11 protein-coding genes and 4 pseudogenes are annotated in these 12,988 nt (G+C 61.1%); 13 read left to right on the forward strand and 2 right to left on the reverse strand.

The window, feature by feature from the left end:
• Positions 1 to 162, reverse strand: a pseudogene (locus tag AADZ90_RS22210) (transposase); the annotation flags it as partial.
• Positions 163 to 421: 259 nt separating this feature from the next.
• Between AADZ90_RS22210 and AADZ90_RS22215 the strand changes: the two are divergent.
• The 8 genes from AADZ90_RS22215 to AADZ90_RS22250 all read left to right on the forward strand — a co-directional run bounded on the left by AADZ90_RS22215 (position 422) and on the right by AADZ90_RS22250 (position 8,923).
• Entirely contained in the window at positions 422 to 1,174 is a 753-nt protein-coding gene (locus tag AADZ90_RS22215; RefSeq protein WP_367312773.1) for an SDR family NAD(P)-dependent oxidoreductase, read from the forward strand.
• A 5-nt stretch (positions 1,175 to 1,179) separates the two neighbouring features.
• On the forward strand, positions 1,180 to 1,785 hold the full coding sequence (locus tag AADZ90_RS22220) for a helix-turn-helix domain-containing protein (protein ID WP_367312774.1): 606 nt from the start codon (positions 1,180 to 1,182) through the stop codon (positions 1,783 to 1,785).
• 164 nt (positions 1,786 to 1,949) lie between these two features.
• Positions 1,950 to 2,495, forward strand: a complete 546-nt coding sequence (locus AADZ90_RS22225; protein ID WP_367312775.1) for a TRAP transporter small permease subunit — start codon at positions 1,950 to 1,952, stop codon at positions 2,493 to 2,495.
• Positions 2,492 to 3,826 (forward strand): TRAP transporter large permease, encoded by a 1,335-nt coding sequence (locus AADZ90_RS22230; RefSeq protein ID WP_367312776.1) that lies wholly within the window; start codon positions 2,492 to 2,494, stop codon positions 3,824 to 3,826. Before AADZ90_RS22225 ends, AADZ90_RS22230 begins: the two co-directional genes overlap by 4 nt.
• Before the next feature lie 55 nt (positions 3,827 to 3,881).
• The gene (locus AADZ90_RS22235; protein ID WP_367312777.1) at positions 3,882 to 4,973 is read left to right on the forward strand and encodes a twin-arginine translocation signal domain-containing protein; all 1,092 of its coding nucleotides are present in this window, start codon (positions 3,882 to 3,884) and stop codon (positions 4,971 to 4,973) included.
• Positions 4,974 to 5,026: 53 nt separating this feature from the next.
• The gene (locus tag AADZ90_RS22240) at positions 5,027 to 6,391 is read left to right on the forward strand and encodes a glutamine synthetase family protein (protein ID WP_367312778.1); all 1,365 of its coding nucleotides are present in this window, start codon (positions 5,027 to 5,029) and stop codon (positions 6,389 to 6,391) included.
• Positions 6,392 to 6,395: 4 nt separating this feature from the next.
• Complete coding sequence (locus AADZ90_RS22245) at positions 6,396 to 7,778, forward strand: aldehyde dehydrogenase family protein (RefSeq protein ID WP_367312779.1); 1,383 nt, start codon at positions 6,396 to 6,398, stop codon at positions 7,776 to 7,778.
• A complete protein-coding gene (locus AADZ90_RS22250; protein ID WP_367312780.1) occupies positions 7,775 to 8,923 on the forward strand; it encodes an iron-containing alcohol dehydrogenase in 1,149 nt (382 codons plus the stop codon). Before AADZ90_RS22245 ends, AADZ90_RS22250 begins: the two co-directional genes overlap by 4 nt.
• 440 nt (positions 8,924 to 9,363) lie before the next feature.
• Here the strand turns inward: AADZ90_RS22250 and AADZ90_RS22255 are convergent.
• A pseudogene (locus AADZ90_RS22255) lies at positions 9,364 to 10,475 on the reverse strand (transposase); the annotation flags it as partial.
• A 543-nt stretch (positions 10,476 to 11,018) separates the two neighbouring features.
• Here AADZ90_RS22255 and AADZ90_RS22260 point away from each other — a divergent pair.
• The 5 genes and pseudogenes from AADZ90_RS22260 to AADZ90_RS22280 all read left to right on the forward strand — a co-directional run.
• Entirely contained in the window at positions 11,019 to 11,195 is a 177-nt protein-coding gene (locus tag AADZ90_RS22260) for a hypothetical protein (RefSeq protein ID WP_367312781.1), read from the forward strand.
• A 20-nt stretch (positions 11,196 to 11,215) separates the two neighbouring features.
• Positions 11,216 to 11,437: a hypothetical protein gene (locus AADZ90_RS22265; RefSeq protein WP_367312782.1), complete on the forward strand. Its 222-nt coding sequence runs from the start codon at positions 11,216 to 11,218 to the stop codon at positions 11,435 to 11,437.
• Entirely contained in the window at positions 11,434 to 12,012 is a 579-nt protein-coding gene (locus AADZ90_RS22270; protein ID WP_367312783.1) for a relaxase/mobilization nuclease domain-containing protein, read from the forward strand. Before AADZ90_RS22265 ends, AADZ90_RS22270 begins: the two co-directional genes overlap by 4 nt.
• Positions 12,013 to 12,060: 48 nt before the next feature.
• Positions 12,061 to 12,556: pseudogene (locus tag AADZ90_RS22275) on the forward strand (transposase); the annotation flags it as partial.
• Between the two features lie 304 nt (positions 12,557 to 12,860).
• Positions 12,861 to 12,988 (forward strand): annotated as a pseudogene (locus tag AADZ90_RS22280) (IS110 family transposase); the annotation flags it as partial.

Below are 12,988 nucleotides of genomic sequence, written 5' to 3' on the forward strand. Positions count from 1 at the left end.
GTTGCGCGGTGTGAGCCCCAGCCAGGCGGCAAACTCCCGTCCGCTTCGGAGCTGGTGGCCTGAGCCAATCGTCGCCGCAACAGCCGACATTGTGACCGGTCCAACGCCCGGAATGGTCTGCAGAAGCTGCGCCTGTCGGCTCAGGCGGGCCTGGAGGCGCAGGATCCAGGCCAACGGTCGCAACTTTCATGGGGTGGCTCCTCTCAACCGCAGATTACGACACCTGCACAATGCCGCATCGCGACGCCGGGGGCGCGAGACTTCCACCCAATCTGGTTCAGCTGGCTGCAATAGACAGGAAGCTCTGGTTCAGCTTAGCGTTGGATGCCACTATTGCCGCAAGCCTCTTTTCTCCGTTTGTATTGATTTTCCATTATGGAAAATCAACAGTGCCACCCAACGTTGATTGATGGAGAGCATCATGCATCTCGATTTCACAAATCGCCATCTCGTGGTGACAGGTGCAGGCGGCGGTATGGGGCAGGAGATTGCCCTTTGCTACTTGCAGGCAGGTGGCTTGGTCACCGGGTTCGACGTCAAGCCGCCACCGGACGCACTTGCAGCGTATGGCGACCGGGTGTCGTTCTATCAGGTTGATATAACTGACGCAGCTAACGTCTCTGAGGCGATTGATGCAGCAGCGACCAACCGTGGCCGGCTGGATCATTTGGCGAACGTCGCAGGTGTCCTGTGGTTCGACCGCGACGGATCGGCGCTGGAGATGGACCTCGGGGTCTGGGACGAGGTGTTTGACATCAACCTCAAGGCGATGGTTCACACTGCACGCGCCGCAATCCGGCACATGCGCGCGACGGAGGGTGACCGGGCGATGGTCCACGTCTCGACGACCCAATGGTATCGCGGCGATCCCAAACCCCAGGACGCCTACGCCGCCTCCAAGGCCGGGGTTTGTGCGTTGTCGAAATCGCTTGCGATGCAGCTTGCTGCGGAGGGCATCCGATCGAATGCGCTGGTGCCGGGTCTGACCCTGTCACCCTTGCAGGCGCGGTGGGACGACGAGGCCAAGCGCGCCTCGGCGGCAGCCGTTGCGCCACTGGGGCGGCTCGGGACGCCTGCGGACATGGCCGCTGCGACCCTCTTTTTGCTGTCGGACAGGGCATCCTATATCACTGGTGTAGAGCTAGTTGTGGATGGCGGCTTACTGATGCGGTGACACAGTTGGAAATCCGTGACGACGATCTGCGCAACGCCGATGCTGCACGCGCCCGGGCCGAAGATGTGGCCGCCCGCATCCGCAACTTGCGTGTGGGTGCGGGGCTCACCCTGCGGGATGTCGGAGAGGCGACCGGTCTTTCGATTTCCCAAATCTCGAAGCTGGAGACTGGCCGCGCCCGCCTTACGGTTGACCTGGCATTGAGGCTTGCCGGCGCATTGCGTGTTCCTGCCAATGTCTTCTTTCTCGAGCAAGAGGCGCAAGATCTACCTGTGCGCCCGGTGTTGACCCGCGCCGGAGAGGCGCTTCGACATCGGTTGCAGGGCATGGACTTCGAGGTGTTGTGCAGCGAAGTCCGGGAAAAGCATGCGCTCAACTGGCGCGTTACGGTGCATGGGAAGACCTTAGACGCGTGTGGTGGATTGCGCTGCCATGCGGGAGAAGAGTTCGTACACGTACTGTCGGGCCGGCTGACTTTGCATTTCGCTGCTGCGCCTTCTGTCACGCTTGGTCCAGGCGACAGCCTGGTCTTTCATGGCCCGTCAGCCCACGGTTATGCGGCGGGAGACGGGCCCGCAGTTGCGATCATGACAAACTCGGTTGCCCCGTAGCGGACGTGACACCTCTGCATCCCAGCTATCAAGGGCGCGGGCGGAATTTTCCAAAATCGAAAATTACGCTTGAGCGCGCGGCTTGGCTACGTTTACCATTTCTTTATGATTGCGAGTGTTCCGCCAAATCACGCGAATACCTACGTTTCTGAGCGGGGCGCAATATGAAGTCACCTGCATCGGCATCCCGGTCTCGAACTGCCGCGATCGCCACAGGCTATGTCCGTATCGTCGACCGTATGTCAGACTACGTAGGCTACGTGGCGATGTATCTCATTTTCTTGATGATCGCCGTTTTGATCAGCGACGCCATCTCTGACAATGTATTCGATTACCCCATCCATTGGGGGGTAGAACTGACGCAGTTTGCACTTGCTGCCTATTACTTCATGGGCGGTGCAGTAACGCTGAAGAACGACAGCCATGTGCGGATGGATCTCATCTATGATCGCCTCAGCGAGACGGGCAAGGCGTGGATGGACACGATCACGATCGGCTGTCTGATCTTCTATCTGGCGGTATTGCTCTTCGGCTCGGTCTCTTCTCTCACCTACGCCATCGAAACCGGCGAGCGGCGGTTTTCGATGTGGAATCCTTCGATGATCCCGATCAAAGTGCTCATGGTGGCGTGTATCGTGTTGATGTTGCTGCAGTCCTTCTCGCAACTGATTAAACATGTCGCGACGCTTCGCGGTGAGGCCATCGCGTGAGCTACGAGTCCATTTCACTGCTGATGTTTACCTCAATGATGGTCCTGCTCGTGACAGGGCAGCGCGTGTTCGCGGCCATCGGCTTTGTAGCATCCGCCATGGTGCTGATGCTCTACGGGACAGGAGGGATCGAGATCCCCTTCAGCCAGGCTTTCAAGCTCTTCAACTGGTTCCCGATGCTCACTTTGCCCCTCTTCATCTATATGGGGTACATCCTGAGCGAGAGCGGCATCGCCGAAGACCTCTACAAGATGCTCCACGTCTGGCTGGGCAATCTGCGGGGCGGGCTGGCGCTTGGGACGATCTTCCTGATGGTCATCATCTCGGCGATGAACGGGCTTTCGGTCGCGGGCATGGCGATTGGCGCGACGATCGCGCTGCCAGAGATGTTGCGCCGCGGCTACGACAAAATCCTCATCACCGGTGTGGTACAGGGCGGTTCCTCCCTCGGTATTCTTGTTCCCCCCTCTGTCGTATTGGTGCTTTACGGTATGATCGCGCGCGAACCTGTCAGTCAGTTGTGGCTAGCGGGCGTCTTGCCGGGGCTGCTGATGGCGGCCATGTTCGCCGTCTACATCTGGGTGCGGTGCTGGGCACAGCCCAACCTGGCACCAGTACTGGACGATGCCGATCTGAAGATGCCATTGAGCGAAAAGTTGGCGCTGCTGCGGGCGGGCATCCTGCCTTTCCTGATCTTCTTCTTCATGACCGGGCTTTTTGTCATGGGCTACACCTCCCTGGTGGAAAGCGCGGCCGTCGGGGCAACGGCGGCAACGCTCGCTGCACTGTTGAAGGGCAGACTCAACGCGCGCGTGCTGCACGACACGGCCTCGAAGACGCTTGCCATATCCTGCATGTTCCTGTGGCTCATCCTGGCTGCACTGGCGTTCGGCGCCGTTTTTGACGGGCTTGGCGCAGTACGCGCCATCGAAAGCCTTTTCATCACGCGATGGGACCTCGGACCCTGGCAGGTCATCATCATGATGCAGGTCAGTTTCATCCTGATGGGGATGTTTCTCGATGACACAGCGATGCTGGTCATCGTGGCCCCGCTCTATGTGCCGCTGGTGGCAACGCTCGATCTCGGGTTCGACAACCAGCTTATCTGGTTCGGGATCCTTTACACGATGACATGTCAGATCGCGTACATCACGCCGCCGTTTGGCTATAACCTGTTCCTGATGCGGTCGCTCGCCCCGCCCGAGATCAGTTTGATCGATATCTACCGCTCCATCTGGCCGTTCGTGCTGATGATGGCGGCGACAATCGCCCTGGTGATGACGTTCCCGCAAATCGCAATGTGGCTGCCAGAGACGCTGAATGTGAGGTGAGGCACGAGCAGAATGCCCGTTAGAGGCACCCAAGTTCCAACAGAGGAGAACATGCATGCCTGATCCAAACAAAACCCTCTCGCCGTCGGAGAGGATCCTCTCGTCGCGCCGAGACTTCATGAAAAAGGCGGGCCTCGGCACCGCAGCGGCGGCGACCGGCGTGCTGGCTGCGCCCGCCGTCGTCAAGGCGCAGGCGCCGATCCGATGGCGGCTGCAGACGTATTCGGGCGCGCCGCTCGGGGCGCATGTGATCAAGCCACAGGTCGACGCGTTCAACGCCGCAGCCAACGGCGAGATGGAGATCGAGCTTTACTACGCGGACCAGCTGGTGCCGACGGGTGAGCTGTTCCGGGCGATGCAGAACGGCACCCTGGATGCTGTGCAGTCGGATGAGGCGACGATGGCGTCGCCCGTCGATATCTCGGTCTTCGGCGGATACTTCCCATTTGCGACCCGCTACTCGCTCGATGTGGCCTCGATGTTCACCTATTGGGGCCTGGGCGATATCTGGAACGAGGCCTATTCCGAGGTGGAAAATGTCACCTGGCTGTCCTCAGGTGCGTGGGATCCGCTCCACGTCTTCACGGTGGACAAGCCGATCCGGTCGCTTGACGACATGCGGGGCCTGCGTGTGTTCGGCGTGCCGACCGCGGGACGCTTCCTCAGCCGCTACGGTTTGATCCCTGTCACAGTGCCGTGGGACGACGTCGAGGTGGCGATGCGAACCGGCGAACTTGACGGTGTGGCCTGGTGCGGCTTTACGGAAGCGTACGAAGTCGGCTGGGCGGATGTCTGCAGCTATGCGCTGACAAACTCTGTCACCGGCGCGTGGTTCGGCTCCTACTTCGCCAACACGGAAAGCTGGAACGCGGTGCCGCCGCATTTGCAGCAACTTTACCGCTCGACCATCGACCAGTCGCACTATTACCGCGCGGTGTGGTACTGGGGCGGCGAGGCTCTGTTGCGCACAACCGGCGAGAAGATGGAACTGACCTCGATCCCAGCCGAGGAATGGGCAACGGTTGTTTCTGATGCGTCTGAGTTCTGGGACGAGATCGCCGCGTCGTCAGAGCGGGCGGGCCGCGTTGTAGAGATCTTCAAGCAATACGCCGCCGCTCAGGAGGCCGCGGGTTACCCCTATCGCTGAAACGACTGGGCCGCTGCGCGCTGCGGCGGCCCGGGCAGAAATGGAAGACCGCCATGCCCGCCAATCTCACCCTCGACCAGTTACGCGACGAGGTCGCCGCTGGCGCAATCGACACCGTGCTGACCTGCATCGTCGACATGCAGGGCCGCTTGATGGGAAAGCGGTTCCACGCCGCTCATTTCATCGAAAGCGCGCACGAGGAAACCCACGGTTGCGACTACCTGCTTGCGACCGATTTGGAGATGTTCACGGTACCTGGTTTCGCGGCTACAAGCTGGGAGAAGGGCTATGGCGACTATGTCCATAAGCCCGATCTGGCAACGCTGCGCAGGGTGCCTTGGTTGCCGGGCACCGCAATGGTGATGTGCGATGTCCTTGACCACCACCGCCACGACGACGTGGCGCACGCGCCGCGCAGCGTGTTGAAGCGCCAGATCGGCCGAGCCCGCGCGATGGGCTTTGAGCCGATGATGGCGACTGAGCTTGAGTTCTTCCTGTTCGAGCATGGTTTCGACGCGCTGCGCGACGGGCGCTACGCCGACCTCCAACCGCTCGGCCGCTACAACGCCGACTACGCCATCCAACTCACCTCCAAGGAGGAGACTGTGATGCGCGCGATCCGAAATGGCCTCTACGGCGCGGGGGTGCCAGTCGAGAACACGAAGGGGGAAGCCGAGGCGGGACAGGAAGAGATCAATATCCGGTATTCCGACGCGCTCGATACCGCTGACATGCATGCGATCATTAAGACGGCCTGCAAGGAAATCGCGCATGAGCATGGCCGCGCCATCACCTTCATGGCGAAGTACGCCGACGGCCGCGCCGGCTCCTCCTCCCATATCCACCAGTCACTGTTGAAGGACGGCGCGCCGGCCTTCTTCGATCCCGGTGCCGAGAACGGGATGTCAGCGATCATGCGCGCCTATCTCGCCGGCCTGCTTCAGCACGCGGAAGCAACAACAACCTTTCTGGCGCCCTATGTGAATAGCTACAAACGCTTCTGCGAAGGCCTGTTTGCACCGACACGTGCCGTTTGGTCGACCGACAACCGGACCGCGGGCTTCCGCGTCTGCGCCCCTGCCACGAAGGCGGTGCGGGTCGAGTGCCGGATCGGCGGAGCGGATCTCAATCCCTACCTGGCGCTGGCGGCCCAGATCGCGGCCGGGCTGGACGGGATCGAGCGAGGGCTGGACCTGGAGGCGGAGATGCACGGTGACGTGTATCAGGCCGACGGAGCCCGAAAGATCCCGCCGACATTGCGCGCGGCCGCCGATGCGCTCGACAGCTCGAAAATGCTGCGGGAGGCGATGGGGGACGACGTGATCGACCATTATGTGCATGCCGCACGCTGGGAGGTTGAGGCCGCCGACCGCGCCGTCACCGACTGGGACGTGATGCGCGGTTTCGAGAGGGCGTGACAGCATGATCTTCCGCATTGTCTCACCCATTGACGGTTCAATCTATGCTGAGCGCGAGGCCATGCCGCTGGAGGCTGCCCGCGCCGCAGCTGCGCGCGCCCGTGCTGCGCAGCCTGCTTGGGCGGCCCTGCCGTTGGCGGAGCGCATTGCGGTCATCACCGGCGCCGTAGAACTGCTGCGCGCCATGAACGACACATTGGTTACCGAACTTGCCTGGCAAATGGGCCGCCCCGTCCGCTACGGCGGCGAGATCGGCGGGATTGCCGAGCGTGCGGGGTGGATGGCGGAGAACGCGGCTGACGCGCTCGCACCGCTAGAGATCGAGGACAGCCCCGCCTTCATGCGCCGTATCGAACGCGCTCCCGTCGGCGTCGTGCTGGTGATCGCACCCTGGAACTACCCCTATCTGACAGCGATCAATGGCGTTTTTCCCGCCCTTATCGCCGGGAACACCGTGGTGCTTAAGCATGCCGAGCAAACCATGCTCACGGGTGAACGGCTGGCCGAGGCACTCCACGCCGCCGGGGCGCCGGACGACGTGTTTCAGAACATCATGATCGAACACCCTGTGGCCGAAACGCTGATGGCCGAGCGCGCCTTCGACAGCATCGGCTTCACCGGCTCTGTCGTCGGAGGGCGGGCCGTGGAACGCGCCGCCGCGGGCAGCTTTGCGGCGGTGGGGCTGGAGCTTGGCGGCAAGGATCCGGCCTATGTCATGGAGGACGCCGATCTCGACGCCGCGGTCGAGGGCGTGATGGACGGCGCCACCTTCAACGCCGGCCAGTGCTGCTGCGGGATCGAGCGCATCTACGTCCATCGCAACCACTACGAGGCCTTTGTCGAAGCGGCGGTGGCCTGGACGGAAAAGCTGCGGCTAGGCAACCCGCTCGATCCCGAGACGACCCTCGGGCCGATGGCCGCGCGCAGGTTTGCCGACGTCGTGCGCCGTCATGTGACAAAGGCGACCGCCGCTGGCGCCCGGGCGCTGGTCGATCCTGCGAAGTTCCCCGCCGATGACGGCGGCACCTATGTCGCGCCGCAGGTGCTGATCGATGTCACCCACGACATGGACGTGATGCGAGAGGAGACGTTCGGACCTGTCGTCGGGATCATGCCGGTCGACAACGACGAGGAGGCCGTGCGCCTGATGAACGACAGCCCCTTCGGCCTGACAGCGTCGCTCTGGACCGGTGATGCCGAGCGCGCCTTGGCCTTGGGACGCCGGATCGAGACGGGTACCGTCTTCCTGAATCGCGCCGATTACCTCGATCCCGCCCTGTGCTGGACGGGCTGCAAGCTGTCGGGGCGCGGGGCGACCCTGTCGCGCTTCGGCTTCGAAAGCGTGACCCGTCCGCGCTCGTATCACCTGCGGAAAGCTTCGCCATGACAAGCCCTTCGGCCACCTGGTCCTATCCGACAACAATTCGCTTCGGCGCCGGCCGGATCGCCGAGCTTGCAGAGGCCTGCACCGCCGCAGGGATAGCGCGGCCTCTTCTGGTCACCGACCTGGGGCTTGCCGACGCGTTGATCACAGCCCAGGCACTTGACGTGCTGGACGCGGCAGGCCTTGGTCGCGCCGTGTTCTCCGGCGTCGATGGTGACCCCGATGAGGCGGACCTCGCCGAAGGCATCGCCGCGTTCCGTGACGGCAACCATGATGGGGTTGTGGCATTTGGCGGCGGCTCGGCGCTCGATCTCGGCAAGCTGGTTGCCTTCATGGCTGACCAGACTCGGCCTGTCTGGGACTTCGAGGATATCGGCGACTGGTGGACCCGAGCCGACGCCGACGCCATCGCTCCGATTGTCGCCGTTCCAACCACCGCCGGCACGGGCTCCGAAGTGGGGCGCGCAGGCGTGCTGACGAATGCGGCTCAGCGTGAGAAAAAGATAATCTTTCATCCACGCATCCTGCCCGCGCAGGTAATCTGTGACCCCGAGCTTACTCTTGGCCTACCGCCGCATCTGACGGCCGGAACGGGCATGGACGCGTTGGCCCATTGCGTCGAAGCCTATTGTGCGCCCGGTTTCCACCCGATGAGCCACGGCATTGCGCTAGAAGGGATCAGACTGATCTTTGACGCACTGCCCCGCGCGGTCGAGAACGGATCTGACATCCTGGCGCGCGCCGATATGATGGCGGCTGCGATGATGGGCGCTGTTGCATTTCAGAAAGGGCTTGGCGCCGTGCACGCACTGGCGCACCCGCTTGGTGCCCGCTTCAAGGCGCACCATGGAACACTCAATGCAGTGCTCCTACCCTACGCGTTGCGTGCCAACCGCGTGGCGGTTGAGGCTCCGATCGCGCGAGCCGCGGCTTATACTGGGATAGAAAACGGCTTCGATGGCTTTGTGACCGAGATCGAAACCCTAAACGCTCGGATCGGCATGCCGATGACACTGTCCGCGATGGGTGTCGCCGTGAACGAACTTGAACCTGTGATCGAAGCCGCGCTGCGCGACCCGAGCGCTGGTGGAAACCCAACGCCGTTCGACGCGGCCCTAGCGCGCACAATCCTGACGGCCGCGGTCTGACACATGATCAAACTGACTGGTACATGAATTGATGCTTTGCCCGACATATCAAAGTACGTGCATTCGTTCTGAAGAACAGGATACAAAGGCCAGTTCGGTTTGGGAGCTCGGAATGCATTTGCGGATCGGTCGAGAAATGGATGAAGATCCAACCTGACCTAGCCGGTTCTACGAGGGACTGCACATCTCGACACACCAGTCTGCGAGGATCGTCCACAAATAGGTGACGTCGATTGGTCTAGAAGCGAATGCCTATGAGACGCATTTGATGCGGCGGATTACAGTTACCCAGATCTACAAGAAGACGGGAAAATCTGCGCGGTGCGACTCCTGCTTGGCCATACAAAATGGACAGTCGGTCCGGACCGCTCGTTTCGCACCCGCAGCGAAAGACATTTCGCCGCCGCTTCTTGTGGAAAGCACAATCTTGCTGGTGTGCGGAGGAATACGTCATTTGCACCGCATAGGCCCCGTAGTCGCAGCCGTCCGAAGCCGAGGATGACTTTGAAGTGGGCAAGGATCATTTCCACCTTCTTGCGGAGCTTGGCTAAGACTTTGTCCTGCGGTGTCTGTCTGATTTCGTGGGCGATATCTCATGCGTCTTCATGCTCTTCTCGGGTGGTTTTGCGTGGGTCCGCATTCGGGCAGCATTTGGGTTTGGATGGGCATGCCTCGTAGGTATGTTTGAGAGCTTGGTACTTGGCCACGCCTTTGCCCGTTGGCCCCTGACTTGGATCTGAGTAGTTCCGGCGGAACTGTTTGAGCGCTTCGCCTTTGGGACAGATGTGACGGTTGTTCTCGGCATCCCACTCGAAGTCGGCACGAGACCAAGTACCATCTGTGCGGCCAGCTTTGTTGATCACCGGGATATGCGGCGCGATCTTGCGCTTCACCAGCCAGTCCAGCATCGGGCCGCAGTCCATTGGCTCGCGGGATCAGAAAAGGACGTGAGCTTCGGCTGCACCTCGCTGTCGGCCCCAAATGCCGCTTCATCCAAGGCGGCGAGATACTCGCACACAGCGTGGGGTGCGGCATCAACATCAATGCGGCTGGTGTCCTATTCCTCCTTAGCTGCCGAGATCTGTTTGTTGGCATCAGCTTCGATCAAGCTGGCATCGACGGCCATGCGCTGGCCACTCACGAGGCCCTCTTCGATGCAACGAGCGACAGTTGTTTCAAACGGATGACACAGCAGTCGGCTCTCGCGGAAACGGCCATGGCGGTTCTTGGAAAAGGTCGAATGGTCGGGGATCTGGTCGTTCAGATCGAGGCGGCAGAACCAGCGATACGCCAAGTTCAAATGTACATCTCCGCACAGCCGCAGCTCGGATGGGATGCCAAAGCAATACCCAATCAGCAGCATTCGGATCAGCAATTCGGGATCGAACGAGGGGCGGCCAGTGTGGATGTAGAAGTCCATCAGATGGGAGCGGATGCTGCTCAGATCAACGAAGCGGTCTATCGAGCGCAGAAGGCGATCCTGAGGAACGTGATCGTCCAGCGAGAACTCGTAAAACAGCGCCGCTTGTGCTTCCTGCCTTGGTCCCATCATCACCAAACCTCCCGCTCGTTGGAGGAAGCGAACCAGTGAGATTAACCTCCATCAAGGTCAAACCTTTCAAAGAAATAAGCCACATCTTTTTCGGAGAGCTACCTACAATATCTCGTTTCCAACCTGCTCGGAAAGCCACTCCAGAGAAGGGTAAGGGCGCGGCCTTCCCCGTCGGGCAACCGAACTAGACAGGGCTGTGTCCTCGGCTACGCCTGCGGGCCGCATCACCCCTGTCAAATTGGGTTGCCTCACCCCCTCCCTCGTTCGCCACTTGGCAGATTTGCAGGAGCAAGCTTCTTCACCGTCTGATATCCAAGTCGCCCCTGATTTCCTGGCTGGGAAACGGGATCAAGTAAAACAAACCTAATGGGTCAAGAATGGGAACTGGGCCAGTTTATGACGCAACGATGAAAGTCATCTGACGTTAGACAAAAGGGGGATGGCGCGCCTGGAGAGCACGACTTCGAACGCTCTCTTCTCCGAATTATCTGATTGGAATGAGCAGCTTAAGCCCTTTTCGGATGAATTGCGGGGGCCGCGGCCATGAGCGCGGTGGCCAAGAAGCGTCGCCCGTCCTTTTCCCTGCGGCTGAGCGAAGACGAGCGGGCGCGGCTGGAGGTTACCGCGGGAGCAATGCCTCTCGGGGCTTACATTAAGTTGCTGCTCTTTGCCGAAGACGCGCCCACCTATCGCAGGCGGAAGCGCGGGCCGGATCTCTAGACCGGACGGCCTGTGCGCGGGTGCTGGCGAAGCTGGGAGAAAGCGGACTGTCGGAAAGCCTGTCCGATCTGGCGGCTGCCGCCCGGATCGGGGCGCTGCCGGTCGATGAGGATCTGGAAGCGGATCTGAGAGCCGCCTGTGCCGAGATCGCGGCCCTGCGCGTGGTGCTGATGCAGGGACTTGGGGTCGACGCGGCCCGCGCAGCGTACCCGGATCTCTTCGGCCCGGAGGATGCGCCATGATCCTCAAAGGTTCTCAACGCTCCGGAGCGGTGCGTCTGGCGGCGCATCTGCTCAACGACCAGGACAGCGATCATGTGCAGGTGACGGAGCTCAGAGGTTTCGTGGCCCGCGATCTGGAAGGCGCCTTTCGGGAGGCCCATGCGATCTCCAAGGACACACGCTGTTCGCAGTTCCTGTTCTCGCTCAGCCTGAACCCGCCGCTGGAGGCGGAGGTCTCTGAAGAGGCGTTCCGGAAAGCGGCCGACGACGCCGGCCAGCGGCTTGGTTTGCAGGATCAGCCGCGCGCCTTGATCTTTCATGAGAAGGAGGGCCGCCGCCACGCCCATGTGGTCTGGTCGCGGATTAATGCGGACAGTTTGAAAGCCATCAACCTGCCCTTCTACAAGACGAGGCTGCGGGATCTGGCGAAAGAGCTCTATCTGGAGCATGGCTGGGATCTGCCGCAAGGCCTGCAGACCCATGGCGGCAAGAACCCGTTCAATTTCACGCTGGCCGAATGGCAGCAGGCGAAGCGGCAGGGCGTCGATCCCCGGGAGATCTGTCCCCCGTCAGCGCCTTTGGGACATCTGATTTGATTTAGTAGCGGAGGGTTTCTGGCTCATCGTAACCGCCAAGGAGTGGAGATGAGACAGAAACCTAGAAGACGGAAAGAGCCCGCCGAGAAAGTGATGAAGGACATCTGGCGGCGAACTCGGAAGCATCATTCGGCCGAGGAGAAGATCCGGATCGTGCTGGAGGGCCTCTGCGGCGAGGACAGTATCGCCGAGCTCTGCCGACGCGAAGGCATCGCCACCAGCCTCTACTACAGCTGGTCGAAGGAGTTCCTCGAGGCCGGCAAGAAGCGGCTGGCGGGCGACACGGCGCGGCAAGCGACGAGCCCCGAGGTCAAAGAGCTGCGACACGAGGCAGCGGCCCTTAAAGAGGCGGTGGGCGATCTCACGCTCGAGAACAGGCTGCTCAAAAGAAAAGCATGCTCGGGGATGGGGACGACGACACATGAGATATCCCGCATCCGAGAAGCTCGAGATCATCCGGCAGGTCGAGCGGTCTCACCTGCCGACTGTCCGTCGTCGATCTTGGGAACACTGCCTTCGTAACAGGCACGTTCAGTACTACGATGACCCCCAAGGACGGTGGCGTGGCACGGTCGCCATCGGGACGGCTGGTGCTTGGTTACGCACGCCAGCCGGAAGGCGGATGGAAGCTGATCCTCGAGATCGACAACAACGCCAACTGAAACATCGCAGCATCAGTCACTTCGGGCTCAACCCGGACCTCGAAGGCACCGCAGCATCAAGCGGAAACTAGAGAGACTTCGCCAACAATGGCGGCTCAAACCGGATGAGGTGGGTGGCTCCTGCTCCACCGGCATCGAATGTGCCAAAGTGCAGTTGTCAAAGACTGCTAGGAAAGGAGCCACCCAGTGACAGTAAAGGCCGTCGGCCTTGATCTGGCCAAGGATGTTTTTCAAGTGCACGGCATTTCGGAGAACGGCCGAGTTATCTTTAACAAGGCCATCAAGCGAGCGAAGCTGCTGGCATTCTTTGAGAC

This window comes from Aestuariibius violaceus (assembly GCF_040779325.2).
Classification (GTDB): domain Bacteria; phylum Pseudomonadota; class Alphaproteobacteria; order Rhodobacterales; family Rhodobacteraceae; genus Aestuariibius; species Aestuariibius violaceus.

What these genes read in the sequence shown, in the direction of transcription:
- AADZ90_RS22215 (WP_367312773.1), top strand. Translation starts at nt 422, where the DNA reads ATGCATCTCGATTTCACAAATCGCCATCTCGTGGTGACAGGTGCAGGC.
- AADZ90_RS22245 (WP_367312779.1), top strand. Translation starts at nt 6,396, where the DNA reads ATGATCTTCCGCATTGTCTCACCCATTGACGGTTCAATCTATGCTGAG.
- AADZ90_RS22235 (WP_367312777.1), top strand. Translation starts at nt 3,882, where the DNA reads ATGCCTGATCCAAACAAAACCCTCTCGCCGTCGGAGAGGATCCTCTCG.
- AADZ90_RS22240 (WP_367312778.1), top strand. Translation starts at nt 5,027, where the DNA reads ATGCCCGCCAATCTCACCCTCGACCAGTTACGCGACGAGGTCGCCGCT.
- AADZ90_RS22270 (WP_367312783.1), top strand. Translation starts at nt 11,434, where the DNA reads ATGATCCTCAAAGGTTCTCAACGCTCCGGAGCGGTGCGTCTGGCGGCG.
- AADZ90_RS22225 (WP_367312775.1), top strand. Translation starts at nt 1,950, where the DNA reads ATGAAGTCACCTGCATCGGCATCCCGGTCTCGAACTGCCGCGATCGCC.
- AADZ90_RS22250 (WP_367312780.1), top strand. Translation starts at nt 7,775, where the DNA reads ATGACAAGCCCTTCGGCCACCTGGTCCTATCCGACAACAATTCGCTTC.
- AADZ90_RS22260 (WP_367312781.1), top strand. Translation starts at nt 11,019, where the DNA reads ATGAGCGCGGTGGCCAAGAAGCGTCGCCCGTCCTTTTCCCTGCGGCTG.